Source organism: Streptomyces diversicolor (genome assembly GCF_057537855.1).
The window spans coordinates 1-23,925 of the sequence record NZ_BAAJXA010000025.1 but is presented as its reverse complement, the minus strand read 5'-3'; the positions used below and the strand labels follow the sequence as shown (position 1 = coordinate 23,925).

Here is a 23,925-nt window from a genome sequence, read left to right as displayed (position 1 = left end):
TTTGGATGTGCGCTGGTCGTCGTGCTGGAATGCCTGAACTGCCCATTAGTCAAAGACGTACTCAGTAGCTGAGTGGGGCTGAGTGGTCCCTGACCCACGGGGCTCTGAGAGACTGCGGCACGATGTAGGTGCCGGCCGCCGAGAGGTTGTTGGTCGAGTGAGGCGAAGCAAGAGCGGTCCCGAGCCGTCGGCCCGGGGAAACTTCACCCCGCCGCCGCGCGCTGCGGCGCCCACCCCTGTGCCCGGCCCGGAGCGGTCGGCGGCCCCCGCCCCACGCGGCGGCCGCCTGTCTCCGCGCAACTGGCGGGTGCCCACCCGGCTGAACGCGATCCTGCTGATACCCGTGGTGGTCGGTCTCGTCATGGGCGGCTTCCAGGTGAAGAGTTCGATCGACACCTGGCAGCAGGCCAGGGACGCGGAGAGCACCGCCCGCCTGGTCCGCGCCGCCCTCACCTATGCCGACGCCCTCTACGTCGAGCGTGACGTCTCCGCGGCGCCCCTGCTGCTGAACACCGACAAGGACACCGTCACCGAGGCCCGCAAGAAGACCGACCAGGCCGCCGCCGCCTTCGACGAGGCCGCCCAGGGCATGCCGCACAAGGCCGGCCTTGAGCGGCGTCTGAAGCTGTTCCGGCAGGAGGAACCGAAGCTCCAGGGCCTGCGCGCGAGCGCCTACACCACCAAGCTCACCGGCGTGAACACCGAAGAGGGATACGTCGGCATCGCCCATCCCCTGATGGAGTTCGCCAACGAACTCGGTCTGGGCACCGGCAACATCACCTCCTACGGCCGTACCGTCTACGCCATCTCGCTGACCAAGGCCGCGCTGTCGCTGGAGCGTTCCATCGGCATGCATCTGCTGGTCAAGCCCGGCCCGGACGCGCCGAACCTGGCCACCCAGCGGGTCGCCCTGTCCTCCTACGCCTATCTGGAGCGGGTCGCCGTCGAGGAGTACCGCGCCGGTGGCACCGAGGCGGACGCGCAGAAGCTCGTCGACGCCGAGAAGAAGATCAAGGCCGACGGCGCCGCGCTGGCCCAGGAGGCCAGGGCCAAGGACCCGAAGTACGTGGCCCCGCCGTCCAACACGACCACGATGGTCTCGGCCGTGGCCACGCTGCCGGACACCGGTGCGCTCGCCCGTGAGCAGCTCGCCCAGAAGGGCATCACCGCGCAGAACTGGTGGGCGGTCAACACCCTCAAGTTCAACGCGTACCGCCAGATCGAGGCTGACCTGGCCGACAAGGCGGTGAGCGAGGCATCCGTCATCGCCGACGACGCCCGGACCTCCGCGCTCATCACGGGTGCCGCGGTCGTGGTCGCGCTGCTCGTCGCGTTCATCCTGGCCGGTGCCGTCGCCCGGCAGATGAGCCGCTCCATGCGGCAGCTGCGCAACGCCGCCTTCGGCATCGCCGAGCAGCGCCTGCCGATGCTGGTCGACCAGCTCTCGCGCACCGACCCGGGCCGCGTCGACACCCGGGTCGCACCGATCCCGATCGCCTCGACCGACGAGATCGGCGAGGTCGCCCGGGCCTTCGACCAGGTCCACCGCGAGGCCGTCCGGCTCGCCGCCGAGCAGGCCCTGCTGCGGGGCAACATCAACGCGATCTTCACCAACCTCTCGCGCCGCAACCAGTCGCTGATCGAGGGCCAGCTGACCCTGATCACCGACCTGGAGAACAACGAGGCCGATCCCGACCAGTTGGAGAACCTGTTCCGGCTGGACCATCTGGCGACCCGTATGCGGCGCAACGGCGAGAACCTGCTCGTCCTCGCGGGCGAGGAACCCGGCCGCCGCTGGGACCAGCCGGTACCGCTCATCGACGTGCTGCGCGCCGCCTCCTCCGAGGTGGAGCAGTACGAGCGCATCGAACTGTCCGGTGTGCCGGAGGCCGAGATCCACGGCCGCGCGGTCACCGACCTCGTGCATCTGCTGGCCGAGCTGCTGGAGAACGCGACGACGTTCTCCTCTCCGCAGACCAAGGTTCGCGTCACCGCCACCCGGCTGCCGGACGGTCGGATCATGATCGAGATCCATGACAAGGGCATCGGCCTGACCGCCGAGGACTTCGCGGACATCAACCACAAGCTCGCCAACCCGCCGACCGTGGACGCGGCGGTCTCCCAGCGCATGGGCCTGTTCGTGGTCGGCCGGCTGTCCGACCGGCACGGCATCCGCGTCCAGCTGCGGCCCTCCGGAGAGCAGGCAGGCACCACCTCCCTGGTCATGCTCCCCGACGCCATCACCCATGGCGGTGGCGGTGAACAGCCCCTGGACCGCGAGGAGTTCACGGTCTCGCAGATCATCCCGGAGCAGCAGTTCCAGGGCGAGAACTTCACCCAGCAGGCGCCGATGCGCACCGCCGCCGAACTCGGCTTCGACGACAGCCGCTACCCCGAGGTCCCCGACGACATCCGCGAACTGGACCCGGTGGGCCGCTCGCTGATGCGCGAGGAGCGCCGCGCGGCCCTGGAGTCCCAGGCGCAGGACCCGGCCCAGCCCGCCCAGGCGCAGCCGGAGACCCCCGAGGCGCCGTCCTACGTCGAGGAGTTCGGCACCCCGGCCTACGACACCGGCGGTAGCGGCTACCAGGAGCAGCCCGCGGCCTACGACCCGCAGCCGGCCTACGAGGAGCCGGGCCGTGCGGCGTACGACGAGCAGTACTTCGCCACGGGCGGCGGCCTCCCGCAGGGCGACGCCTTCCCGGCGGGCGGCGGCCTTCCCCAGGGCGATGCCTTCCCGGCAGGCGGCCTTCCTCAGGGCGATGCCTTCACGGCGGGCGGCGGCTACCCGGAGCCGTCCTATGCGGAGCCCGTCGCGGAGCAGCAGTCCGGCGCCCACGCCGCCGCGGCCGACTCCTTCCGCCCCTTCGAGGAGCAGCCCCAGCAAGGAGGCTGGCCGCAGCAGGACGGTTACCACAACGGCTATCCGGCCCAGTACGCTGCCGAAGCGGAATCCGCGCAGGCCGGTGACGTGACGGAGCGGGACCGCGTAGGCTTCGACCGTCCGGGACCGGCTTCCTCCGCCGTCCACGAGCTGACCGACGCCGGGCTGCCCCGCCGCGGATCCACCGCGAGCGGTCCGAACGGCAACGGCGCGGGCGGCGAGGCGGGCGCGCACCAGGAGCCGTCGGCTCCCGCACCGCAGAGCAACGGCGAGGGCGTCTGGCGTTCGGCCAACGACGAGCGCTGGCAGCAGGCGTCGCAGCTGCGCAAGCCCAAGGCAGGCGGGGTCACCGCCTCCGGTCTGCCTCGGCGGGTGCCCAAGGCCAACCTGGTCGAGGGCGCCGCGGAAGCCACCCCGCAGGGAGGCCCACAGGTCTCCCGTGCCCCGGAAGACGTCCGGGGCCGGCTGAGCAACCTGCGTCGGGGCGTCCAGCGCGGACGCAACGCGGGCGCAGGCAGTGAAACGAACGGCCAGGGCTTCGGTCCTGACAGCACCTACGACCAGGAGCGTTAGTGTGAGCCCGATGAGCCAGGCGGCACAGAACCTGAACTGGTTGATCACCAACTTCGTGGACAACACCCCGGGGGTGTCCCACACGGTGGTGGTCTCCGCCGACGGACTCCTTCTGGCGATGTCCGAAGGCTTTCCCCGCGACCGCGCCGACCAGCTCGCGGCCGTCGCCTCCGGTCTGACGTCACTGACGGCAGGCGCCTCCCGGATCTTCGAGGGGGGCAGCGTGAATCAGACGGTTGTGGAGATGGAGCGGGGATTCCTCTTCATCATGTCCATCTCAGACGGCTCGTCCCTCGCAGTCCTGGCACACCCGGAGGCGGACATCGGCCTCATCGGGTACGAGATGGCGCTTTTGGTAGACCGTGCGGGCACGGTTCTCACCCCGGATCTCCGCGCGGAGCTCCAGGGCAGCCTTCTCAACTAACAGACAGACGGTGCGTTTTCGGGTCCCGGGGCCGTAAGGTTTCGGGACGCGGCTTCCCAGGGACGGGTGCCCGGCACGGTCGGAGGAGGAGAAAAGTGGCAACACCCCCAAGCGGTTCGTCTGCGGGCAACTGGTCGTACGGCCCTGCCCAGGGCCACGGCGACGGTTCGGCGAACCGGTACAACTTCCCCTCCACCCCGAGCCACCAGCAGCCGTACGCACCGCAGGGCCCCGGCCCTTCGCCGTACGACCAGCCGCCGGCGCCGCGCATCCAGCCGGTGCAGCCGCAGCGCCGTCCCGAGCCGGCGCCCGCCTCGGCGGCGAACAACCCCCTGGTGCGTCCGTACGCCATGACCGGCGGACGGACCCGCCCGCGGTACCAGCTCGCCATCGAGGCGCTGGTGCACACCACCGCGCAGCCGCACCAGATGCAGGGCCAGTTGCCCGAGCATCAGCGGATCTGCCACCTGTGCCGAGAGATCAAGTCGGTCGCCGAGATCTCGGCGTTGCTGACCATCCCCCTCGGCGTGGCCAGGATCCTCGTCGCCGACTTGGCGGAGGCGGGCCTGGTCGCCATCCATCAGCCCGGCGGCGACGAGAACGCCGGTGGCCAGCCAGACGTGACACTGCTCGAAAGGGTGCTCAGTGGACTTCGCAAGCTCTAGCGGCGGTCCTTCCCGCTCCACCACCTCCGCGAAGATTGTGGTGGCGGGCGGCTTCGGCGTGGGTAAGACCACGTTCGTCGGCGCCGTCTCGGAGATCAACCCGCTGCGCACAGAGGCCGTCATGACGTCCGCTTCGGCAGGCATCGACGACCTCACCCACACCGGGGACAAGACGACCACCACGGTCGCCATGGACTTCGGCCGCATCACCCTGGACCAGGATCTGATCCTCTACCTGTTCGGCACCCCCGGCCAGGACCGGTTCTGGTTCATGTGGGACGACCTGGTGCGGGGCGCCATCGGCGCGATCGTGCTGGTCGACACGCGTCGGCTGGCCGACTGCTTCCCGGCGGTCGACTACTTCGAGAACTCGGGGCTTCCCTTCGTCATCGCCCTGAACGGCTTCGACGGAAATCAGCCGTACTCGCCCGACGAGGTGCGGGAGGCGTTGCAGATCGGGCCGGACACGCCGATCATCACGACGGACGCGCGGCATCGGGCGGATGCCAAGAGTGCGTTGATCACTCTCGTGGAGCATGCGTTGATGGCTCGGCTGCGCTGAGGTCTTTCCGCGGCTCGGCTACGGGGTGCCGCCGGCGGTTGTGCGCCGTCTGCGGGTGCGTCGTGGCCACTCGCGCCGTTCCCCGCGCCCCTATCGGGGCGCGCCCCCTGCGTTCGAAACATTCCGGCTCCGGTGGGTACGGCCACCGGGGTGCCACTCATGGTTGTACGCCGTCTGCGGGTGCGTCGTGGCCACTCGCGCAGTTCCCCGCGCCCCTATCGGGGCGCGCCCCCTGCGTTCGGAAGGTCCCCGGCTCCGGCGGTACGGCTACGGGGGTGCCACTCATGGTTGTACGCCGTCTGCGGGTGCGTCGTGGCCACTCGCGCAGTTCCCCGCGCCCCTGTCGGGGCGCGTCTCCCTTTGGCCCAATGCCAAGAAGGGGCCCCTCTACTAAGAGGGGCCCCTTCTTGTTTGGGGCTCAGTGCCAGCTGTGGGGGGCTCGGAAGCCTGGCTCGCGGTCGAGGCGGCGCCAGCCGGCCTTGGCGCGGCCTCGGTGCGCGGGGGCAGCCGCAACGCTGCGGGCTGCGGCACGGGCCAGCAGGATCGCCGTTATGGCGGCGACCTCCTCGGGCTCGGCGTGGCCCTTCTCGACGCGGATGTCGGGAGTGTTCATGGCTGTCAGTCTCCGTGAGAGAGGTTTCCGCGCGGGAACCAGTGGGTTACCGCGGGTCCGCCGGGGTCACTGCGGCGGGTTGCCGTGCTTGCGCGAGGGCAGGTCGGCGTGCTTGGTGTGCAGCATCGCCAGGGACTTGGCCAGCACCTCGCGGGTCTCGGCCGGGTCGATGACGTCGTCCACCAGGCCGCGCTCCGCCGCGTAGTACGGGTGCATCAGCTCGGCCTTGTACTCCTTGACCATCTTCTGCCGCATGGCCTCGGGGTCCTCGGCCTCGGCGATCTGCCGGCGGAAGATGACGTTGGCCGCGCCGTCCGCGCCCATCACCGCGATCTCGTTGGTGGGCCAGGCGTAGGTCAGGTCGGCGCCGATGGACTGGCTGTCCATGACGATGTACGCGCCTCCGTACGCCTTGCGGAGGATGAGCGAGATCCTCGGCACGGTCGCGTTGCAGTAGGCGTACAGCAGCTTCGCGCCGTGCCGGATGATCCCGCCGTGCTCCTGGTCGACACCGGGGAGGAACCCAGGGACATCCAGGAAGGTGACGATCGGGACGTTAAAAGCGTCACACATCTGGACAAAGCGCGCAGCTTTTTCACTCGCCTCGATGTCCAGCACACCCGCGAGCACCTGCGGCTGGTTGGCGACGATGCCGACGACCTGTCCGTCGATGCGGGCCAGCGCGCAGATGATGTTGCGGGCCCAGCGCTCGTGGACCTCCAGGTACTCGCCGTCGTCGACGATCTCCTCGATGACCTTGGCCATGTCGTAGGGGCGGTTGCCGTCCGCCGGTACCAGGTCGAGCAGGGCCTCGCTACGCCGGTCCACCGGGTCGGCGGACTCCGCGCGCGGCGGGTTCTCGCGGTTGTTCTGCGGCAGCAGCGACAGGAGGTAGCGCACCTCCGCGATGCAGGTCTCCTCGTCGTCGTAGGCGAAGTGGCACACGCCGGAGGTCTCGGCGTGCACATCGGCCCCGCCCAGGCCGTTCTGGGTGATCTCCTCGCCGGTGACCGCCTTGACCACGTCGGGTCCGGTGATGAACATCTGCGAGGTCTCACGGACCATGAACACGAAGTCGGTGAGCGCCGGGCTGTAGGCGGCGCCTCCGGCGCACGGCCCGAGCATCACGCTGATCTGCGGGATGACACCCGACGCCTTGGTGTTGCGCTGGAAGATGCCGCCGTAGCCGGCCAGCGCGGAGACACCCTCCTGGATCCGGGCGCCCGCGCCGTCGTTCAGGGACACCAGCGGGGCACCGGCCGCGATGGCCATGTCCATGATCTTGTGGATCTTCGTGGCGTGCGCCTCGCCCAGCGCGCCGCCGAAGATCCGGAAGTCATGGGCGTAGACGAAGACCGTACGGCCCTCCACGGTGCCCCAGCCGGTGATCACACCGTCCGTGTACGGCTTCTTGGCCTCCAGGCCGAACCCGGTCGCCCGGTGCCGGCGCAGCTGCTCGACCTCCTGGAAGGACCCCGCGTCCACAAGCAGCTCGATCCGCTCCCGAGCCGTCAGCTTGCCCTTGGCGTGCTGGGCCTCGGTCGCCTTCTCGCTGGGGCCCGCCAGCGCCCGCGCACGGATGTCGTGCAACTCGGCGACCCGCCCGCGCGCGTCCGCCGGTTCACCGGCCGGCTCACCCGTCGTCTCTTCCAAAACGGTCATGTAGCGACCTTACGAAGGACACCAAGAAAAGCGAGCCGTCGACTCCGTACAGTCTCCGGCCCGTTTTCCTGGTACCCCTGAACAGAACCTCACCGCCATGCAGCCGTTCCGACTGCTCAGAGGGTGTCGCGCTTGTGGAGATGCGACAAGGTCGTCACCGGGGAGCCATCCCCTATTCGCGCGCGGCACATGCCATCGCCGGAGTGACGGGGACCCTCGGACGGCGGTCCGTGCAGAGCCTAGCGGTACGGCCGTCCCGTCGGGCAATCGCGTGACACAGCGCATGGGAGGCGACACGCCGACGGATGATGTTGAACATTGAACCGGATGGGTCTACGGTTTTCACCGACAGCTCATTGAACCTTCAACATCAATGATCTCTTCGTCCCCAAGGAGCACGAGATGGGCATCTTCGGCAACAAGCACGCCGACCCGACCACCGCCGCGGCGACGGTGAGCCCCGACCTGGCCTCGGTCACCGGCGACTACACGGTCGACCCCGCCCACACCACGATCGGCTTCGTCGCCCGCCACGCCATGGTCACCAACGTCAAGGGCAGCTTCACGGAGCTGTCCGGCACGCTGCACCTGGACGGCACCGACCCGACCAAGTCGACCGCCTCGCTGGACATCACGATGGACAGCATCGACACCGGCAACGCCGACCGGGACGGCCACCTGAAGTCGGCCGACTTCTTCAAGACCGACGAGTTCCCGACGATGACCTTCCGCTCCACCAAGGCGGAGTTCCTCGGCGGTGACGAGTACCGCATCACCGGTGACCTGTCCATCCTCGGCGTCACCAAGCCGCTCTCCATCGACCTTGAGTTCAACGGCTCCGCCAAGGACCCCTTCGGCAACGAGCGCGTCGGGTTCGAGGGCAAGGCGGAGATCCTGCGCTCCGAGTGGGGTCTGACCTGGAACGCGACCCTGGAGACTGGCGGTGTCCTGGTCTCCGACAAGATCAAGCTGAACTTCGACATCTCGGCGATCAAGAACGCCTGAGCCGCCGGTCCCTTTCGGGACGGGCCTCAGAATCCGCCGCCGAAATCGCCGCCGCCCCCTCCCCCATCGCCTCCCCTGTCGAAGCCGCCGTCGCCGAACCCGCCCCCGAAGTCGTCGGGGTCGAAGTCGGCGCCCGACACATCACCGCCCTGGTAGCCGCCCGCGCCGAAGTCGCCGGCGCCGGTGCCGTAGTCGGCCGCGTACGCCGGGGCGGCCAGCGCGCTGCCGAGCAGCGTGCCGACGAGGAGGCCGGGCAGGATGCCGCCGCCGAAGTAGCCGCCCGCCCAGGGGCCGTAGACCGGGCCCGCCTCCCAGTAGGGGCGGCGGCCGTGCTCGGTGTCGACCTCGCGGACCGCCGGGTCCCGGCCGTCGGCCAGGCGAGTGGCGTCGGCCGCGCAGACCGGCACCTCGCGCGCGGTGCCGCCGGGCGGGGTCCAGGTGGCATCGGTGACCGAGGGCCCGTGGCGGGGGTCGAAGAAGCAGGGCGGGCGGCGGGCCGGCAGCGGGCGGCCCTCGCGGCGGGCGGACAGCTGCGCCAGCGAGAAGCGGCCGTCCTCCAGGGCCTGGGTGACGGCGCGCACGTCCTCGGGTCCGCGGGCGTCGGCCATGTACTGCTTCGCCTGCTCGTAGGCGTCCAGCGCCCGCTCGTAGTCCGCGCGCATCGCGTCGTCGGCCCCGGCCTCGGCCGGGTGGAAGTCCAGCCGGTCCAGTTCCTCGCCGAACGCGGTGATGTCCTCGTCCACGACCACCCGCAGCCGGTCGAGGGCGGCCCGCTGCTCCTGCTCCTGGTGCCGACGGCCGCGCCGCACCAGGGCGTACGCGCCGAGCCCGCCGGCGACCAGCACGGCGGCCGTGACGATCAGCGCCGTACCGGATGTACCGCCGGCGCCGCGCGAGGAGCCCCAGGACGCGGGGGCCCGCCCACCCATGTGGGCGAGGGCACGGTCGGTGAAGTCGGTCAACTGGGTGCCGGCACTCTCACCCTGGACGCTGGTGACGAGGTTGCGCACGGCCGTGCGGGACAGGACCGAGGAATCGGCGCGGGCGTCGAAGCGGTCGCCGAGCCGCACGGCGTACAGACCGGTGACGCCGGTGGCGGTGCGCAGGTCGGTGAACAGGTTCCGGGTGGGCTGGCCGGCCGGCAGGACGGCGATGAAGACGGGCTTGCCGGCCGCCTCGATCCGGCCGCTCAGCGCCCGCGCGTCCGCCGCCGACAGCTGTCCGGTGGCCGCCGGGTCGACGTACACCGGGCCCTTGCGGAGGGCGGCCGCGATGGACGAGACGTCGGTGGCCGCCGCGGCGCAGGGCGCGAGCGTGGTCATGGCGATGAGCGCCAAGACGGCCAGCAGCAGCGCCGGGAGGCTTCGGGCCCGTCGTACGGCCTCGGGTGCGGCCCTCGGGACGGCCTTCATCCTTCGACGCTACCCGAAGCCTCCCCCATCCGGTTGTTCGTGCTCATGGCCTCGACCACGGCCGCTGTCCGTCCCTTCAGAGGCTGCGGGCGGTGATGTCGCCGCGGGAGGTGGTGGCGCGGATGTCGAGTTCGGCGGTGCCGTCGTTCTTGAGGGCGTTGCTGATGCGTCCGTAGCCGGTGTCGGCGTCCAGGGCGGCCGAGACACCGGCAGCTGCGCCGACCGTGATGTCGCCGGACTGGGTGCGGAGCACGACCGTGCCGCGCACGGCCTCGGTGATCCGGATGTCGCCCCTCGCGGTGCCGATCTCCGCGGGACCGCTCAGCCGGCCGACCTCGACGTCGCCGTCGAGCGCGGTGAGGCGGACGCTGGCGGCCTCGTCGATCTTGATCTGGCGGTACGCGCCCTCGAAGACGACGTCGCCGAGGCGGCCGACGCCGCGGAGTTCGGAGCCGGCGGCCTTGCCCTCGATACGGGAGCCGGCGGGCAGCTGAACGGTGACCTCCAGGGACCCGGACGGGCCGAACAGCTGGTTCTTGGGCTCGGGGGTGTGGATCCGCAGGACGCCGTCGGCGCAGGAGACGGCGGTCTGCTCGGCGGTCCGGACGTCGCGGCTCTTGGCCGGGTCGGCGGGCCGGACCTCGACGGTGGTGTCGGCGCGGTCGGCGGCGATGACCTGGATGCGGCCGGCGGGGATGTCGAGGACGGCGGAGATCGGGGCGGGGGTGTCGAACTTCTGCATCATGCTCTCCCGTTTCGGTTCGTCGTTTCCGATACGAGAAACGCTACGTTGCTTTCCACATCACGACAACGCGTTCGTTGCATAGAATCGGCATTTACGCAGGTAGAAGTAGTTAAATCGTTGCAACGGACGCGTCGATAACGCAACGATGGCCACTCCGATCATTGCAATGGATGTGAAGTGAACGCTAGGGTCGCGGGAACGGGGACCACCACGAGGGATCACCAAGGAGATCGCGATGCCCGGAGGCAGGCTCACCCAGCAGGAACGCCGGCAGATCGCGCTGGGGCTGGCCGACAGCCTCCCCTACGCCGAGATCGCCCGCCGCCTGGACCGACCGACCTCGACCGTCACGCGTGAGGTGATGCGCAACGGCGGCCCCACCGCCTACCGCGCCGACCTGGCCCACCGCGCCACCGAACAGCGCGCCCGCAGGCGAAGGCCCGCCTCCTCCCGAAGGCCGGAGTCGGTGCCCCAGCCACACGGACGCGACGCCGAGGCCGTGGCCGAGTACGAGGAGACGCTGACCACCGTCCTCATGGCCTCGGGCCTGCCCAAGATGACGGCCCGGGTGCTGACCTGCCTGTTCACCACGGACGCCGGCAGCCTCACCGCGGCCCAGCTCGCCCAGCGCCTCCAGGTCAGCCCGGCGTCCATCTCCAAGGCGATCGCGTTCCTGGAGGGCCAGAGCCTCGTCCGCCGGGAACGCGACGAGCGCCGGCGCGACCGCTACGTCGTGGACGACGAGCTCTTCTACCAGGCGACGATCGCCGGCGCCCGGTCCAACGACCAGCTCGTGCGGACCGCGCGCCAAGGCGTCGCCGTTCTCGGCCCCCACACCCCGGCCGCCACCCGGCTGGAGAACATCGCCCGCTTTCTCGACTTCATCAGCGAGAGCATCACCCGGGCCGCCGAGCAGGCCCGCGCGGTCTTGCATGCGTCCTCGCCCCGCGGGTAGGGGCGCGAGGTGTCGGGCGGCTGCGGCGGCTTCGTGGCTGGTCGCGCCGTTCCCCGCGCCCCTTTGGGGATCGGGGCGTTGGGTGGGCACCGTTGGGGCGGTGGCCCACCCCGGGGGTTACTTCGCTGGTTCCACTCCTGCTCGGAGCAGGCCGTAGGTGTAGGCGTCCTCCAGGGCCTGCCAGGAGGCTGCGATGACGTTTTCGGCCACGCCCACCGTGGACCATTCGCCGCTGCCGTCGGAGGTGGCGATCAGGACGCGGGTCGTGGACTGGGTGCCGTGCTTGCCTTCCAGGATGCGGACCTTGTAGTCGACGAGGTCGAGCTTGGCGAGCTGCGGGTAGATCTTCTCCAGCGCCACCCGCAGGGCCCGGTCGAGGGCGTTGACCGGGCCGTTGCCCTCCGCCGTGGCGACGATGCGCTCGCCCTTGGCCCAGAGCTTGACCGTGGCCTCGTTGGCGTGGGTGCCGTCGGGGCGGTCCTCCACGATGGCCCGCCAGGACTCGACCCGGAAGTAGGTCAGGGGCCTGCCCTCGGCCTCCGCGCGCAGCAGCAGCTCGAACGAGGCGTCCGCCGCCTCGTAGGTGTAGCCCTTCAGCTCGCGTTCCTTGACTCGTTCGACGACCCGGCCGACCAGTTCGCGGTCGCCGCTCAGGTCGATGCCGAGTTCTCTGCCCTTCAGCTCGATGGAGGCGCGGCCCGCCATGTCGGAGACCAGCATGCGCATGGTGTTGCCGACCCGTTCGGGGTCGATGTGCTGGTACAGGTCCGGGTCGACCTTGATGGCCGAGGCGTGCAGCCCGGCCTTGTGGGCGAAGGCGGAGACGCCGACGTACGGCTGGTGGGTGGACGGGGTGAGGTTGACGACCTCGGCGATCGCGTGCGAGATGCGCGTCGTCTCGCGCAGCCGGCCCTCCGGGAGGACCTTCTTGCCGTACTTCAGCTCCAGGGCCGCGACCACCGGGAACAGATTGGCGTTGCCGACCCGCTCGCCGTAGCCGTTCGCGGTGCACTGCACATGGGTGGCGCCGGCGTCCACGGCCGCGAGGGTGTTGGCGACCGCGCAGCCCGTGTCGTCCTGGGCGTGGATGCCGAGCCGGGCGCCGGTGTCCGCGAGGACCGTGGCCACCACGGCCTGGATCTGGGCGGGCAGCATGCCGCCGTTGGTGTCGCACAGCACCACCACGTCGGCGCCGGCCTCCGCGGCGGTCCGCACGACGGCCTTCGCGTACTCGGGGTTGGCCCGGTAGCCGTCGAAGAAGTGCTCGCAGTCGACGAACACCCGGCGGCCCTGCGCGCGCAGGTGGGACACGGTGTCGCGGACCATCTCCAGGTTCTCGTCGAGCGTGGTGCGCAGCGCCAGCTCCACGTGCCGGTCATGTGACTTGGCGACCAGCGTGATGACCGGGGCGCCGGACTCCAGGAGCGCCCTGACCTGCGGGTCCTCCGCGGCCTTGGCGCCGGCGCGACGAGTCGAGCCGAACGCGACGAGCTGGGCGTGCCGGAAGTCGATCTCCTGCCGGGCGCGGGCGAAGAACTCGGTGTCGCGGGGGTTGGCGCCCGGCCACCCGCCCTCGATGAAGCCCACTCCGAAGTCGTCCAGGTGCCGTGCGATGGCGAGCTTGTCCGCGACGGTGAGGTTGATGCCCTCGCGCTGCGCGCCGTCGCGCAGCGTGGTGTCGAAGACGTGGAACGAGTCGTCGAGCTCGCTGGTTTCCGTCTCGGTCATGGTCTCAAGGCTCCTGTTTGGGATCTCGGTCGTACCGGAATGACCGGCTCCACCGTCCCCCCAATACTCCCCCGCGCTCCGTTCCCGGCTGACGATGGGCCGGGAAACGAAAAAACCCCTCGCGGGTGCGAGAGGTCTGCGCGCGGGTCGAGGACGACGGTGGCCACCCGTACCTGGTCGTACGTGGTGGTCACTGCGGACCGGCGCGCCTGCTGCCAATAATCATGGCGAACGAGAGCACGGGGGCAGTGTGGCACATTCCGCCCCCGGCTCACCGCCCGTCTCAGGATGCGGTCGTCACACGAGACGCCTCGCGAGACGGCACCCGGGTCAGATCCAGGTCCTTCGTCTCCCGCATGGTGATGTACACCACGAGGGACACCCCGGCGCAGCCGGCCACATACCAGAAGAAGCCGGACTCCGCGCCCGCGTTCTTGAACCACAGGGCGACGTATTCCGCCGTGCCGCCGAACAGGGCGTTGGCGATCGCGTAGGGCAGCGCCACGCCGAGCGCGCGTACCCCGGTCGGGAACAGCTCCGCCTTCACGCACGCGTTGATGGAGGTGTAGCCGGTGACCACGACGAGCGCGAGCAGGGCGAGGCCGAGGGCGGGCCAGTAGCCGTCCGCGTGCTTCAGCAGGGTCATGATCGGCACGGTGAGCACGGTGGAGCCGACCGCGAAGGTGATCAGCAGGGGGCGGCGGCCGATCCGGTCGGAGAGCCGGCCCGCGAGGGGTTGCAGACAGGCGAAGACGATCAGCGCGGTGAAGGAGACGAGGGTGGCGGTCTCCTTGGCCAGGCCCGCCGAGTTCGACAGGTACTTGGTGAGGTAGGTGGTGTACGTGTAGTAGGCCACGGTGCCGCCCATGGTCAGCGCGATGACCAGGAACGCCTCCCGCCGGTGCCGCCACAGGGCGCGCAGGGTGCCGCGCTCCTCGCTGCCCGAGGTGTCCTCCGCGTACACCTCGGTCTCCAGCATGGTGCGGCGCAGGTAGAAGACGACCGCGGCGCCGAGCGCGCCCACCACGAACGGGATGCGCCAGCCGTAGCCGTGCAGCGCGTCGTCGGACATGGTGCGCTGCAGGACGATCAGCAGGCCGAGGCCGGCGATCTGGCCCGCGGTCATGGACACGTACTGGAAGCTGGAGGCGAAGCCGCGCCTGCGCGGGTCCGTCGCCTCGGTGAGGTAGGTGGCGCTGGCCGCGTACTCGCCGCCCACCGAGAGTCCTTGCAGCAGACGGGCGACGAGCAGTACGAGCGCGCCGCCGTAGCCGGCCACCGCGTAGGTCGGCGCGGCGGCGATGAGCACCGCGGACGCGGACATCAGCGTGACCGTCAGGGTCAGCGCGGCCTTGCGTCCCCTGCGGTCGCCCACCCGGCCCAGCAGCCAGCCGCCGACCGGGCGCATGAAGAAGCCGACGGCGAAGATGCCCGCTGTGTTCATCAGCTGGGCGGTGGGGTTGCCGCTCGGGAAGAACGCCCCGGCGAAGTAGGTGGCGAAGCTCGCGTACACGAACCAGTCGAACCACTCGACCATGTTGCCCGCCGAGCCGATCCAGATCCTTTTCCAGTGCTCTCGTCCCATGGACGTAACGTGCCGGGGGTTCGCAGGTGCGACAAGAGCGAACCGCATTGTGTTCATTGCGTTCACGGCCGTGTGCGGGCCCCGGCCGCCGGTGCCGTCAGGCGTCCCGGGGCTCCGGCGGGCCCAGCGACTCGTCCAGGAACTCCCGTACGTGGCCGAGGATCTGGGCCCGGCTGGTGCCGCGCAGGCCGACCGCCACATGGATGGAGAAGCCGTCGAGGAGGGCGCGCAGCCGGGCGGCGAAGCGGTCGGCGTCCACGGGCCGGAACGCGCCGTGCGAGACGCCCTCGGCGATCAGGGCGACGAGGTCGCGGTGCCAGGCGCCCTCGATGGCGGCCTGCCGGTCGCGGGCGTCGTCACCGGCGGCGGCCTGCGAGCCGTTCCAGACCTCCAGCCAGAGCGTCCAGTGCGGATCGCGGTGGCCGTCGGGAACGTACAGGTCGACGTAGGCGTCGAGGCGGGCACGTACCGCCGCGCGGCGGGTGAGCAGCCGGCCGCGCTCGACGCCGAGCCGGCCCTCGCTCCACTCCAGGGTCTGCAACAGCAGTTCGTCCTTGGAGCGGAAGTAGTAGAGGAGGTGGCCGCTGCTCATGCCGACCCGGTGGCCGAGGGCCGCCATGGTGAGCTTGTCCAGACCGCGCTCGGCGATCATGTCCATGGCAGCGGCGAGCACGTCCTCGCGGGGCGGGGCCTGTCTGCGCCCACCGGCCATGTGCGCTGCTCCTAGATCCTCGGCTGCTGCTGGGTGACGCAGTGGATGCCACCGCCTCCGGAGAAGATCGTACGCGCGTCCACGAGCGTGACCGTGCGCTCCGGGAAGAGGCGGCGGAAGATCCCGGCCGCCGTCTCGTCGCGCGGGTCGCCGAACGCGCACAGCACGACGCCGCCGTTGCACAGGTAATGGTTGATGTAGGAGTAGTCGGCCCAGCGGCCGTCGGCCTCAAGGACGGTGGGCGCGGGCACCTCGACCACCTCCAGGGCGCGGCCCCGCGCGTCCCGCTGGGCCCGCAGCAGACCGATGACCTCACGGGTCACCTCGTGGTCGGGGTGGGCCGGGTCCGGCTGGGAGTGCGCGACCACGACGCCCGGACGGGCGAACGCCGCGACGATGTCGACGTGCCCGAGGGTGCCGAAGCCGTGCGGGGGGTAGTCGCCGGTGAGGCCGCGGGGCAGCCAGATCGCCTTGCGGGTGCCGAGCTGGGCGTGGATCTCCGCCTCGACCTGCTCCTTCGTCCAGTGCGGATTGCGTTCGGCGCCGAGCTGGACCGTCTCGGTCAGCAGCACGGTGCCCTCGCCGTCGACGTGGATCGCGCCGCCCTCGTTGACCAGCGTCGAGGCGTACGTCTTCGCGCCCGCGAGGTCCGCGACATACGCGGCGATCTTCGCGTCGTGTTCCCAGCGGGCCCAGTCCTGGGCGCCCCAGCCGTTGAACGTCCAGTCCACTGCGGCCAGTTCACGGCCGTCGGTGAGGAACGTGGGCCCGATGTCGCGCATCCAGGCGTCGTCCAGGTCACGCTCGACGGTGCTCACATCCGGCCCGAGCAGGGAGCGTGCGGCGGCGGACTGCCCCGGGCCGCACACCACCGTGACCGGCTCGAAGCGGCGCACGGCGCGGGCGACCGCGGCCCACGCGGCGCGGGAGGCGGCGAGATCGTCCGGGTCCTCGAAGGTGGGGTTGGGGCCCGGCCAGGCCATCCAGGTGCGCTCGTGCGGCGCCCACTCGGCGGGCATGCCGAAACCGTCGGCCGCGGGGGTGTTCATAGGGGGTCCTTGTCTGCCGACGTCACAGGAAGTACAGGCGGTTGAGGGAGACCGAGTCGGCGGGCGCCGAACGCAGCGGCTCCCCGTCGAGGGTGACAAGACCGGTGCGCCCGTCGACATCGACCGCTCCGATACGGGTGTTGCGGCGCAGGTCGGCCGGACCGATGCCGCGGGTGCCGCGGACGGCGACCCTGCGGCGGCGCGTCGGCAGCGTGTCATGGCCCTGGTCGAGGGCGGCACGCGCGACGAAGGCGACGGACAGGTCGGCGGGTGTCGCCCCGTACGCCCCGAACTGCGGGCCCAGCACGAGGGGTTCGCAGGTGTCGGTGGCCGCGTTGGGGTCGCCCACCACCCCGTACGCCGGGAAGCCCGCCTTGAGCACGAGCTGCGGTTTGGCGCCGAAGTACTCCGGCCGCCACAGCACGATGTCGGCGAGCTTGCCGGTCTCGATCGAGCCGATCTCGTGCGCGAGACCGTGCGCGATCGCGGGATTGACGGTCAGCTTGGCGAGGTAGCGCAGGACCCGCTCGTTGTCGTCGCCCTCGGGCGCGCCCCACTCGGCCTGCCCCGCCTGCTGTGCCTGCCCCGCCTGCTGTGCCTGCTCTGCTTTCATCTTGCCGGCCATCGCGAACGTGCGCCGCACGGTCTCGCCCGCCCGGCCCATGCCCTGCGCGTCCGAGGAGGTGATGCCGATCGCGCCGAGGTCGTGCAGCACGTCCTCGGCGCCCATGGTCCCGGCGCGGATGCGGTCGCGGGCCAGGGCCGCGTCGCCGGGCAGGTCGGCCTTGAGGTCGTGGACGGAGACGATCATGCCGTAGTGCTCGGCGACCGCGTCCCGGCCGAAGGGCAGGGTGGGATTGGTGGAGGAGCCGATGACGTTCGGCACCCCGGCCATCTTCAGCACGTTCGGCACATGCCCGCCGCCGCAGCCCTCGATGTGGAAGGCGTGGATGGTGCGCCCCTCCAACACCCGCAGGGTGTCCTCGACCGACAGGCACTCGTTCAGCCCGTCGCTGTGCAGGGCCACCTGGACGTCGTGCTCCTCGGCGACACGCAGGGCGGTGTCCAGCGCCCGGGTGTGGGCGCCCATGTCCTCGTGCACCTTGAAACCGCTCGCGCCGCCCTCGGCCAGCGCCTCCACCAGGGGCGCCGGGTCGGAGGACGAACCCCGGCCCAGGAAGCCGATGTTGACGGGCCAGGCGTCGAAGGCGTTGAACGCGTGCCGCAGCGCCCACGGCGAGTTGACGCCGACACCCCACACCGGCCCGAACTCCTGCCCGATCACGGTGGTCACGCCGGAGGCCAGCGACGCCTCCATGATGCGCGGCGACAGCAGATGGACATGGGTGTCGACGGCGCCCGCGGTGGCGATCAGCCCCTCGCCCGACACGATCGACGTGCCGGTGCCGACCACGACGTCGACCCCGTCGAGTGTGTCGGGATTGCCGGCCCGCCCAATCGCGTGGATGCGTCCCTCGCGGATGCCGATGGACACCTTGCGGATGCCGAGGACCGCGTCGACCACCACGACGTTGCTGATCACCACGTCGCAGGTGGCGCGGACGGCGGCGGCCTTGAGGTGCAGACCGTCCCGGGCGGTCTTGCCGAACCCGGCCAGGAACTCGTCGCCGTAGCGCTGCGCGTCGGACTCGACGCGGATCACCAGCCCGGAGTCGCCGAGACGGATGCGGTCGCCGGCCCGGGGGCCGTGGGCGGCGGCGTACTCGTACGGGTTCACCGGCCGGCTCCCAGATATCCGCAGGCGGCTGCCCTGCGCAACGCCTCTTCCTTCGCGCCCGGGGCGTCCAGCGGGCCGTCGACGAGCCCGGCGAAGCCGATCGCGATCCGGTCGCCGCCGATGGGCACCAGCCCCACCTCGGCGCGCTCCCCCGGCCCGAACCGCACGGAGGACCCCGCGGGTACCGCCAGCCGCATGCCGTAGGCGTCGGCGCGGGGGAAGTCGAGCCGCGGGTTCGCCTCGAAGAAGTGGAAGTGCGACGTGACGGAGACCGGTACGGCCGCGGTGTTGGTGACGGTCAGCCGCAGGGCGGGCGCCGGTTCGGTGTGCTCGGGGCCCGGCACCAGGGCGCCGGGGGCACGCTCGCCGAGCCCGCCGCCGACGATCGGGTCGGTGACCACCGCGAGTCGACTGCCGTCGTCGAAGACCGCCTCCACATGCACCTCGGTGACCACGTCTGCGACGCCGGGCAGCACGTCGTCCGGGCCGAGGACCGCACGGGCCGCCTCGATGGCCTCCGCGAGCCGGCTGCCGTCGCGGGCGGCCTCGCACACGGTGTCCGCGATGAGCGCGGTTGCCTCCGGCACGTTCAGCCGCAGGCCGCGGGAGCGGCGGGTGCGGGCCAGTTCGGCTGCCCCGAACAGCAACAGCCGGTCACGTTCCGTGGGGGTCAGCCTCATGATGCGGACGCCTCTCGCTGCGCTGGCTTTGAGCGACACTCTAAATGAAGGTTGCCTGGTAGGGAAGGCTCTTGGTGGACTTGCCCGTCTGATTTCGAACGCTGGTCAAATTCGGGGGCGGATGGGTGCGGTGTGGGGGACGCGGGCGCCTAAGAGCTCGGGGGTTTGGACTCGTTGGCGGGTGCGGGAGTTGTGTGGTTGCTCGCGCCGTTCCCCGCGCCCCTTCAGGGGGCGCGCCTGCCTCCGGCGGGGGCGGGGGCGCCCACGAACTCGGGGAGTCGGGCTCGTCGGCGGGTGCGGGGATTGTGTGGTTGCTCGCGCCGTTCCCCGCGCCCCTTCAGGGGGCGCGCCTGCCTCCGGCGGGGGCGGGGGCGCCCACGAACTCGGGGAGTCGGACTCGTCGGCGGGTGCGGGGATTGTGTGGTTGCTCGCGCCGTTCCCCGCGCCCCTTCAGGGGCGCGCCTGCCTCCGGCCGGGGGGGGCGGGGGCGCCCACGAACTCGGGGAGTCGGACTCGTCGGCGGGTGCGGGAGTTGTTTGGTTGCTCGCGCCGTTCCCCGCGCCCCTTCAGGGGGCGCGCCTGCCTCCGGCGGGGGCGGGGGCGCCCACGAACTCGGGGAGTCGGACTCGTCGGCGGGTGCGGGAGTTGTGTGGTTGCTCGCGCCGTTCCCCGCGCCCCTTCGGGGGCGGGCCCCCCACCGGCCCCCGCGGGGGGCGGTGGGGGGCGTTGGGGGTCAGGTCAGGGGGTGCATCCAGGTGTGGGGGTCCTCGGTGATGCCGCGCTGGATGTCCAGGAGGGCCTGGCGGAGTTCCAGGGTGACCTTGCCGGGCTCGCCGTCCGACTGCTTCCACTCGGCGCCCGCGCGCTTGACCGTGCCGACCGGGGTGATGACCGCGGCGGTGCCGCAGGCGAACACCTCGGTGAGGGTGCCGTCCTCCGAGTCCCGCTGCCACTGCTCGATGGAGACGCGGGCCTCCTCCGACTCGTAACCGAGGTCGCGGGCCACGGTCAGCAGGCTGTCACGGGTGACGCCCTCCAGGATCGAGCCGCTGAGGGTCGGCGTCACGATCTTGTCGCCGTACACGAAGTACAGGTTCATGCCGCCCAGTTCCTCGACCCACCGGTGCTCGACCGCGTCGAGGTAGCAGACCTGGTCGCAGCCCTCGGCCGCCGCCTCCGCCTGCGCGAGCAGCGAGGCGGCGTAGTTGCCGCCCGTCTTGGCGTCGCCCATGCCGCCCGGGACGGCGCGGACCCGGTTCTCGGAGACCCAGATGGAGACCGGCTTGACGCCCCCGGCGAAGTACGCGCCTGCCGGGGAGGCGATGACGAGGAACAGATACTCGTTGGCGGGCTTCACACCCAGCCCGACCTCGGTCGCGATCATGAAGGGCCGCAGGTAAAGGGACTCCTCGCCACCGTGTGCGGGCACCCAGTCCTTGTCCTGCCTGACCAGGGCGTCACACGCCTCGATGAACGTCTCGACCGGCAGTTCGGGCATGGCAAGCCGGCGGGCGGAGCGCTGGAAACGCCTGGCGTTCTGGTCCGGGCGGAAGGTCGCCACGGAGCCGTCGGGGCGGCGGTATGCCTTGAGACCCTCGAAGATCTCCTGCGCGTAGTGCAGGACGTTGGTGGCCGGGTCGAGAGGGATCGGCGCGTACGGAACGAGCTGGCCGTCATGCCAGCCCCGGCCCTCGGTCCACTTGATCGTCACCATGTGGTCGGTGAAGTGGCGGCCGAATCCGGGGTTGGCGAGGATCGCCTCCCGCTCCGCTGCGGGCAGCGGGTGGGCGGAGGGCTTGAGCTCGATCGTGGGCGTCGTCATGAGTGGTAGTCCTTCACCGGTTGTAGTGACGGGCCGCGCTCACGTCCGCCCGGCCGGCGGCCGGTGCTAGGACGTCCGAGCATTCCCTCATGCCGCGGCTCCGCGTCCGATTATCGCGCGGGGCACAGGCGGAAGGAATCGGGGTGAATGCGGCCCAGGGGTCGATGGTGGCACCCGGCGGGGACATGGGGAAGCCGCCGGGCGCCTGAGCCACCCGGCGGCTTGGTGCAGCGCGGCGGGGCTCAGCCGGCTACGCGTACGCGGAGCGCGTCGCCGATGCCCGAGGTGCTGCGGGCGGGGCCCGCGGCGCGCTCCGCGAGGTCGGCGGAGACGGCGTCCTCGATGCGGTCCGCCTCGGTGTCGTAGCCGAGGTGGCGCAGCAGCAGCGCGACGGACAGGACGGTGGCGGTGGGGTCCGCCTTGCCCAGGCCGGCGATGTCCGGGGCCGAGCCGTGCACCGGCTCGAACATGGACGGGTACGCGCCGCTCGGGTTGATGTTGCCGGAGGCGGCCACGCCGATGCCGCCGGAGACGGCCGCGGCGAGGTCGGTGATGATGTCGCCGAAGAGGTTGTCGGTGACGATGACGTCGAACCGCTCGGGCTGGGTGACCAGGTAGATGGTGGCGGCGTCGACGTGGATGTACTCGGTGGCGACCTCGGGGTACTCCGCGGCCACCTTGTTGAAGATGTTCGTCCACAGGTGCCCGGCGAAGGTCAGCACGTTGTTCTTGTGGACCAGCGTGAGCTTCTTGCGCGGGCGGGCCTGGGCACGGGCGAAGGCGTCGCGGACCACGCGCTCCACACCGAAGGCGGTGTTGACGGAGACCTCGGTGGCCACCTCGTGCGGGGTGCCCGTGCGGATGGTGCCGCCGTTGCCCGTGTAGGGGCCTTCGGTACCCTCGCGGACGACGACGAAGTCGATCTCGGGCTGGCCGGCCAGCGGGGTGGCGACACCGGGGAGCAGCTTCGACGGACGCAGGTTGACGTGGTGGTCGAAGGCGAAACGGAGCTTGAGCAGGAAGCCGCGCTCCAGGACGCCGGAGGGGACCGACGGGTCGCCGATCGCGCCGAGCAGGATGGCGTCGTGCTGCTTCAGCGCGTCGAGGTCGGCGTCGGTCAGGGTCTCACCGGTGGCGTGGTAGCGCCGGGCCCCGAAGTCGTACTCCTTGGTCTCCAGCTTCACATCCTGCGGCAGGACGGCGGAGAGGACCTTGAGGCCCTCGGCCACGACCTCCTGGCCGATGCCGTCACCGGGAATCACTGCGAGATTGATGCTGCGAGACATGTCGGCACCCTACTCCTCGTCCCATGAGATGACACACCCCGTCCGCCATACGGACACCCCGGGGACCGCTCGGACGGGTGAACGCCTCAGCGCTTCGGCGGGTGTTCACCCGGATGTGGGGCGGTTGTCGGCTGCCGGTGGGAAGTTCGTCGTCATGGAGACCCCCGACTTCGGCATCCCGCGGCGGCTGGCGAGCCGGATGAGCATGGCCGAGCAGCACGAGTATCTGCGGACCCGGCTGTCCCGGCGCCGCACCCTGGTGACGGCGGGCGCGGTGGCCGGCGGGCTGCTGACCGGCTGCTCGGGCCCGTCCGGCCCGGCGTCCGCGCCGGCCTCCGGTCCCGCCGCGGCGACCTCGCGGGTCGCGGGCGCCGCGATCGCCCCGTTCGGCCGTCATCTGGCGTTCGGCGCCGACCCGAAGACCCGGATGCGGATCTCCTGGCAGGTGCCGTTCGCCGTCCGCCGGCCGTTCGTGCGGGTCGGGTCGCGCCCCGACGAGCTGAGTCGCCGGATCGACGCGGAGCTGCGCGACCTGCGCACGCCGGGCCTGGCAGGGGTGCGTCCGGCGGTGGAGCAGTACTACGTGCACGCGGCCCTGGACGGTCTGCGTCCCGGCACGACGTACTACTACGGCGTCGGCCACGACGGCTGGGACCCCGCCTCCCCCACCCACCGCTCGACGATCGCCTCCTTCCGCACCGCGCCCGCCACCCCGGAGCGCTTCGTCTTCACGGCCTTCGGCGACCAGGGCGTGAGCCGGAGCGCGAGCGCCAACGACGATGTCCTGCTGCGCCGGCGGCCGGCCTTCCATCTGCACGCGGGCGACATCTGCTACGCGGACGCCAACGGCACCGGCAGCACGTCGGACGGCTACGATCCGCGGTACTGGGACCTGTTCCTGAAGCAGACCGAGCCGGTCGCCCGGTCCGTTCCCTGGATGGTGACGACCGGCAACCACGACATGGAGGCGTGGTACTCCCCGGACGGCTACGGCGGCCAGCTCGCCCGCTTCTCCCTGCCGGACAGCGGCTTCGATCCGCACGGAACCCCGGGCGCGTACTCCTTCGTGTACGGCAATGTCGGCTTCGTGGCGCTGGACGCGAACGACGTGTCGTACGAGATCCCGGCCAACCTCGGGCACACGGACGGCCGGCAGACGAAGTGGCTGGACCGCACCCTCGGCGAGCTGCGCGCGGCGCGGGACGTCGACTTCGTGGTCGTCTTCTTCCACCACTGCGCGTACTCCACCTCGACGCACGCCTCCGACGGGGGCGTGCGGGACGCCTGGCTGCCGCTGTTCGCACGGCACCAGGTGGACCTGGTGATCAACGGGCACAACCATGTGTACGAGCGGACCGACGCGGTGCGCGGCGGCGCGGTCGGCCGGGCGGTGCCGATCGGCGGGTCCACGGATCCGACCCGGGACGGGATCGTGTACGTCACCGCGGGCGGCGGCGGCCGGAACCTCTACTCGTTCCCCTCCGGGGTCGGCGACAGCTATGAGGGGCAGGTCACCCGGCACGACGCGGTGCCGAGCTTCCACTGGACGAGGTCCCGGGACACCGAGGCGGAGACGGTGGAGTGGTCCCGGGTGCGCTACACCGGCTTCTCCGTCCTGGAGGTGGCGGCCGAGGCGGGCGCGGCCGCGCGGCTGACGGTGTCCGCGCTGGCGCAGAACGGCGACCGGATCGACCACTTCGAGGTGCGGCGCGGCCGGTAGGGCCGCGGGGGGGAACACACTGGGGGGGGGGTGCTTTTCGTGGAGGGTGTGGAGGGGGGGGGGGGGGGGTGTGGTGGAGGATCTCGACAAGTTGGCATGTACCCG

Annotated in this window: 19 protein-coding genes; 7 read left to right on the top strand and 12 right to left on the bottom strand. The window is 71.1% G+C overall.

The window, feature by feature from the left end:
• The first annotated feature begins 157 nt into the window (after positions 1-157).
• The 4 genes from AC27LF_RS27430 to AC27LF_RS27415 all read left to right on the top strand — a co-directional run bounded on the left by AC27LF_RS27430 (position 158) and on the right by AC27LF_RS27415 (position 5,108).
• Positions 158-3,457, top strand: a complete 3,300-nt coding sequence (locus AC27LF_RS27430; protein ID WP_479659104.1) for a sensor histidine kinase — start codon at positions 158-160, stop codon at positions 3,455-3,457.
• 10 nt (positions 3,458-3,467) lie between these two features.
• Positions 3,468-3,881, top strand: a complete 414-nt coding sequence (locus AC27LF_RS27425; RefSeq protein WP_004983065.1) for a roadblock/LC7 domain-containing protein — start codon at positions 3,468-3,470, stop codon at positions 3,879-3,881.
• Between the two features lie 95 nt (positions 3,882-3,976).
• Positions 3,977-4,546, top strand: a complete 570-nt coding sequence (locus tag AC27LF_RS27420) for a DUF742 domain-containing protein (RefSeq protein WP_479659105.1) — start codon at positions 3,977-3,979, stop codon at positions 4,544-4,546.
• Complete coding sequence (locus AC27LF_RS27415; RefSeq protein ID WP_029183992.1) at positions 4,527-5,108, top strand: GTP-binding protein; 582 nt, start codon at positions 4,527-4,529, stop codon at positions 5,106-5,108. Before AC27LF_RS27420 ends, AC27LF_RS27415 begins: the two co-directional genes overlap by 20 nt.
• 418 nt (positions 5,109-5,526) lie before the next feature.
• Here AC27LF_RS27415 and AC27LF_RS27410 read toward each other — a convergent pair whose 3' ends face one another.
• Positions 5,527-5,721, bottom strand: coding sequence for an acyl-CoA carboxylase subunit epsilon (locus tag AC27LF_RS27410; protein ID WP_479659106.1), 195 nt, complete (start codon positions 5,719-5,721; stop codon positions 5,527-5,529).
• 66 nt (positions 5,722-5,787) lie between these two features.
• Complete coding sequence (locus AC27LF_RS27405; protein WP_479659107.1) at positions 5,788-7,383, bottom strand: acyl-CoA carboxylase subunit beta; 1,596 nt, start codon at positions 7,381-7,383, stop codon at positions 5,788-5,790.
• A gap of 402 nt (positions 7,384-7,785) precedes the next feature.
• Here AC27LF_RS27405 and AC27LF_RS27400 point away from each other — a divergent pair, with 402 nt between their 5' ends.
• Positions 7,786-8,388 carry a YceI family protein gene (locus AC27LF_RS27400; protein ID WP_479659108.1) on the top strand — a complete coding sequence of 201 codons (603 nt, stop codon included), beginning with the start codon at positions 7,786-7,788 and terminating at the stop codon, positions 8,386-8,388.
• Between the two features lie 26 nt (positions 8,389-8,414).
• Here the strand turns inward: AC27LF_RS27400 and AC27LF_RS27395 are convergent, their stop codons facing one another.
• Entirely contained in the window at positions 8,415-9,800 is a 1,386-nt protein-coding gene (locus AC27LF_RS27395) for a hypothetical protein (RefSeq protein ID WP_479659109.1), read from the bottom strand.
• A gap of 76 nt (positions 9,801-9,876) precedes the next feature.
• On the bottom strand, positions 9,877-10,542 hold the full coding sequence (locus AC27LF_RS27390) for a DUF4097 family beta strand repeat-containing protein (protein WP_479659121.1): 666 nt from the start codon (positions 10,540-10,542) through the stop codon (positions 9,877-9,879).
• Positions 10,543-10,780: 238 nt separating this feature from the next.
• Here AC27LF_RS27390 and AC27LF_RS27385 point away from each other — a divergent pair, with 238 nt between their 5' ends.
• A complete protein-coding gene (locus AC27LF_RS27385) occupies positions 10,781-11,500 on the top strand; it encodes a helix-turn-helix domain-containing protein (protein WP_479659110.1) in 720 nt (239 codons plus the stop codon).
• Positions 11,501-11,617: 117 nt separating this feature from the next.
• Here the strand turns inward: AC27LF_RS27385 and cimA are convergent, their stop codons facing one another.
• The 8 genes from cimA to AC27LF_RS27345 all read right to left on the bottom strand — a co-directional run bounded on the left by cimA (position 11,618) and on the right by AC27LF_RS27345 (position 22,100).
• Entirely contained in the window at positions 11,618-13,228 is a 1,611-nt protein-coding gene (cimA, locus tag AC27LF_RS27380) for a citramalate synthase (RefSeq protein WP_479659111.1), read from the bottom strand.
• A gap of 283 nt (positions 13,229-13,511) precedes the next feature.
• On the bottom strand, positions 13,512-14,813 hold the full coding sequence (locus AC27LF_RS27375; RefSeq protein ID WP_479659112.1) for an MFS transporter: 1,302 nt from the start codon (positions 14,811-14,813) through the stop codon (positions 13,512-13,514).
• 97 nt (positions 14,814-14,910) lie between these two features.
• Positions 14,911-15,525: a TetR/AcrR family transcriptional regulator gene (locus tag AC27LF_RS27370; RefSeq protein ID WP_479659113.1), complete on the bottom strand. Its 615-nt coding sequence runs from the start codon at positions 15,523-15,525 to the stop codon at positions 14,911-14,913.
• Between the two features lie 11 nt (positions 15,526-15,536).
• Positions 15,537-16,574, bottom strand: a complete 1,038-nt coding sequence (locus AC27LF_RS27365) for an agmatine deiminase family protein (RefSeq protein ID WP_479659114.1) — start codon at positions 16,572-16,574, stop codon at positions 15,537-15,539.
• 22 nt (positions 16,575-16,596) lie between these two features.
• Positions 16,597-18,312, bottom strand: a complete 1,716-nt coding sequence (locus AC27LF_RS27360) for an urease subunit alpha (protein ID WP_479659115.1) — start codon at positions 18,310-18,312, stop codon at positions 16,597-16,599.
• Entirely contained in the window at positions 18,309-18,992 is a 684-nt protein-coding gene (gene ureA / locus AC27LF_RS27355; RefSeq protein ID WP_479659116.1) for an urease subunit gamma, read from the bottom strand. The genes AC27LF_RS27360 and ureA overlap by 4 nt, the downstream gene beginning before the upstream one ends.
• Before the next feature lie 733 nt (positions 18,993-19,725).
• Positions 19,726-20,814 carry a branched-chain amino acid aminotransferase gene (locus AC27LF_RS27350; protein WP_479657209.1) on the bottom strand — a complete coding sequence of 363 codons (1,089 nt, stop codon included), beginning with the start codon at positions 20,812-20,814 and terminating at the stop codon, positions 19,726-19,728.
• A gap of 242 nt (positions 20,815-21,056) precedes the next feature.
• Complete coding sequence (locus tag AC27LF_RS27345) at positions 21,057-22,100, bottom strand: 3-isopropylmalate dehydrogenase (RefSeq protein WP_479657210.1); 1,044 nt, start codon at positions 22,098-22,100, stop codon at positions 21,057-21,059.
• A 154-nt stretch (positions 22,101-22,254) separates the two neighbouring features.
• Here AC27LF_RS27345 and AC27LF_RS27340 point away from each other — a divergent pair, with 154 nt between their 5' ends.
• Positions 22,255-23,820: a purple acid phosphatase family protein gene (locus AC27LF_RS27340; RefSeq protein WP_479657211.1), complete on the top strand. Its 1,566-nt coding sequence runs from the start codon at positions 22,255-22,257 to the stop codon at positions 23,818-23,820.
• Positions 23,821-23,925: the final 105 nt, after the last annotated feature.

What these genes read in the sequence shown, in the direction of transcription:
- AC27LF_RS27390 (WP_479659121.1), bottom strand. Translation starts at nt 10,542, where the DNA reads ATGCAGAAGTTCGACACCCCCGCCCCGATCTCCGCCGTCCTCGACATC.
- AC27LF_RS27350 (WP_479657209.1), bottom strand. Translation starts at nt 20,814, where the DNA reads ATGACGACGCCCACGATCGAGCTCAAGCCCTCCGCCCACCCGCTGCCC.
- AC27LF_RS27385 (WP_479659110.1), top strand. Translation starts at nt 10,781, where the DNA reads ATGCCCGGAGGCAGGCTCACCCAGCAGGAACGCCGGCAGATCGCGCTG.
- AC27LF_RS27425 (WP_004983065.1), top strand. Translation starts at nt 3,468, where the DNA reads ATGAGCCAGGCGGCACAGAACCTGAACTGGTTGATCACCAACTTCGTG.
- AC27LF_RS27410 (WP_479659106.1), bottom strand. Translation starts at nt 5,721, where the DNA reads ATGAACACTCCCGACATCCGCGTCGAGAAGGGCCACGCCGAGCCCGAG.
- AC27LF_RS27345 (WP_479657210.1), bottom strand. Translation starts at nt 22,100, where the DNA reads ATGTCTCGCAGCATCAATCTCGCAGTGATTCCCGGTGACGGCATCGGC.
- AC27LF_RS27375 (WP_479659112.1), bottom strand. Translation starts at nt 14,813, where the DNA reads ATGGGACGAGAGCACTGGAAAAGGATCTGGATCGGCTCGGCGGGCAAC.
- AC27LF_RS27400 (WP_479659108.1), top strand. Translation starts at nt 7,786, where the DNA reads ATGGGCATCTTCGGCAACAAGCACGCCGACCCGACCACCGCCGCGGCG.
- cimA (WP_479659111.1), bottom strand. Translation starts at nt 13,228, where the DNA reads ATGACCGAGACGGAAACCAGCGAGCTCGACGACTCGTTCCACGTCTTC.
- AC27LF_RS27405 (WP_479659107.1), bottom strand. Translation starts at nt 7,383, where the DNA reads ATGACCGTTTTGGAAGAGACGACGGGTGAGCCGGCCGGTGAACCGGCG.
- AC27LF_RS27370 (WP_479659113.1), bottom strand. Translation starts at nt 15,525, where the DNA reads ATGGCCGGTGGGCGCAGACAGGCCCCGCCCCGCGAGGACGTGCTCGCC.
- AC27LF_RS27365 (WP_479659114.1), bottom strand. Translation starts at nt 16,574, where the DNA reads ATGAACACCCCCGCGGCCGACGGTTTCGGCATGCCCGCCGAGTGGGCG.
- AC27LF_RS27340 (WP_479657211.1), top strand. Translation starts at nt 22,255, where the DNA reads ATGGAGACCCCCGACTTCGGCATCCCGCGGCGGCTGGCGAGCCGGATG.
- AC27LF_RS27395 (WP_479659109.1), bottom strand. Translation starts at nt 9,800, where the DNA reads ATGAAGGCCGTCCCGAGGGCCGCACCCGAGGCCGTACGACGGGCCCGA.
- ureA (WP_479659116.1), bottom strand. Translation starts at nt 18,992, where the DNA reads ATGAGGCTGACCCCCACGGAACGTGACCGGCTGTTGCTGTTCGGGGCA.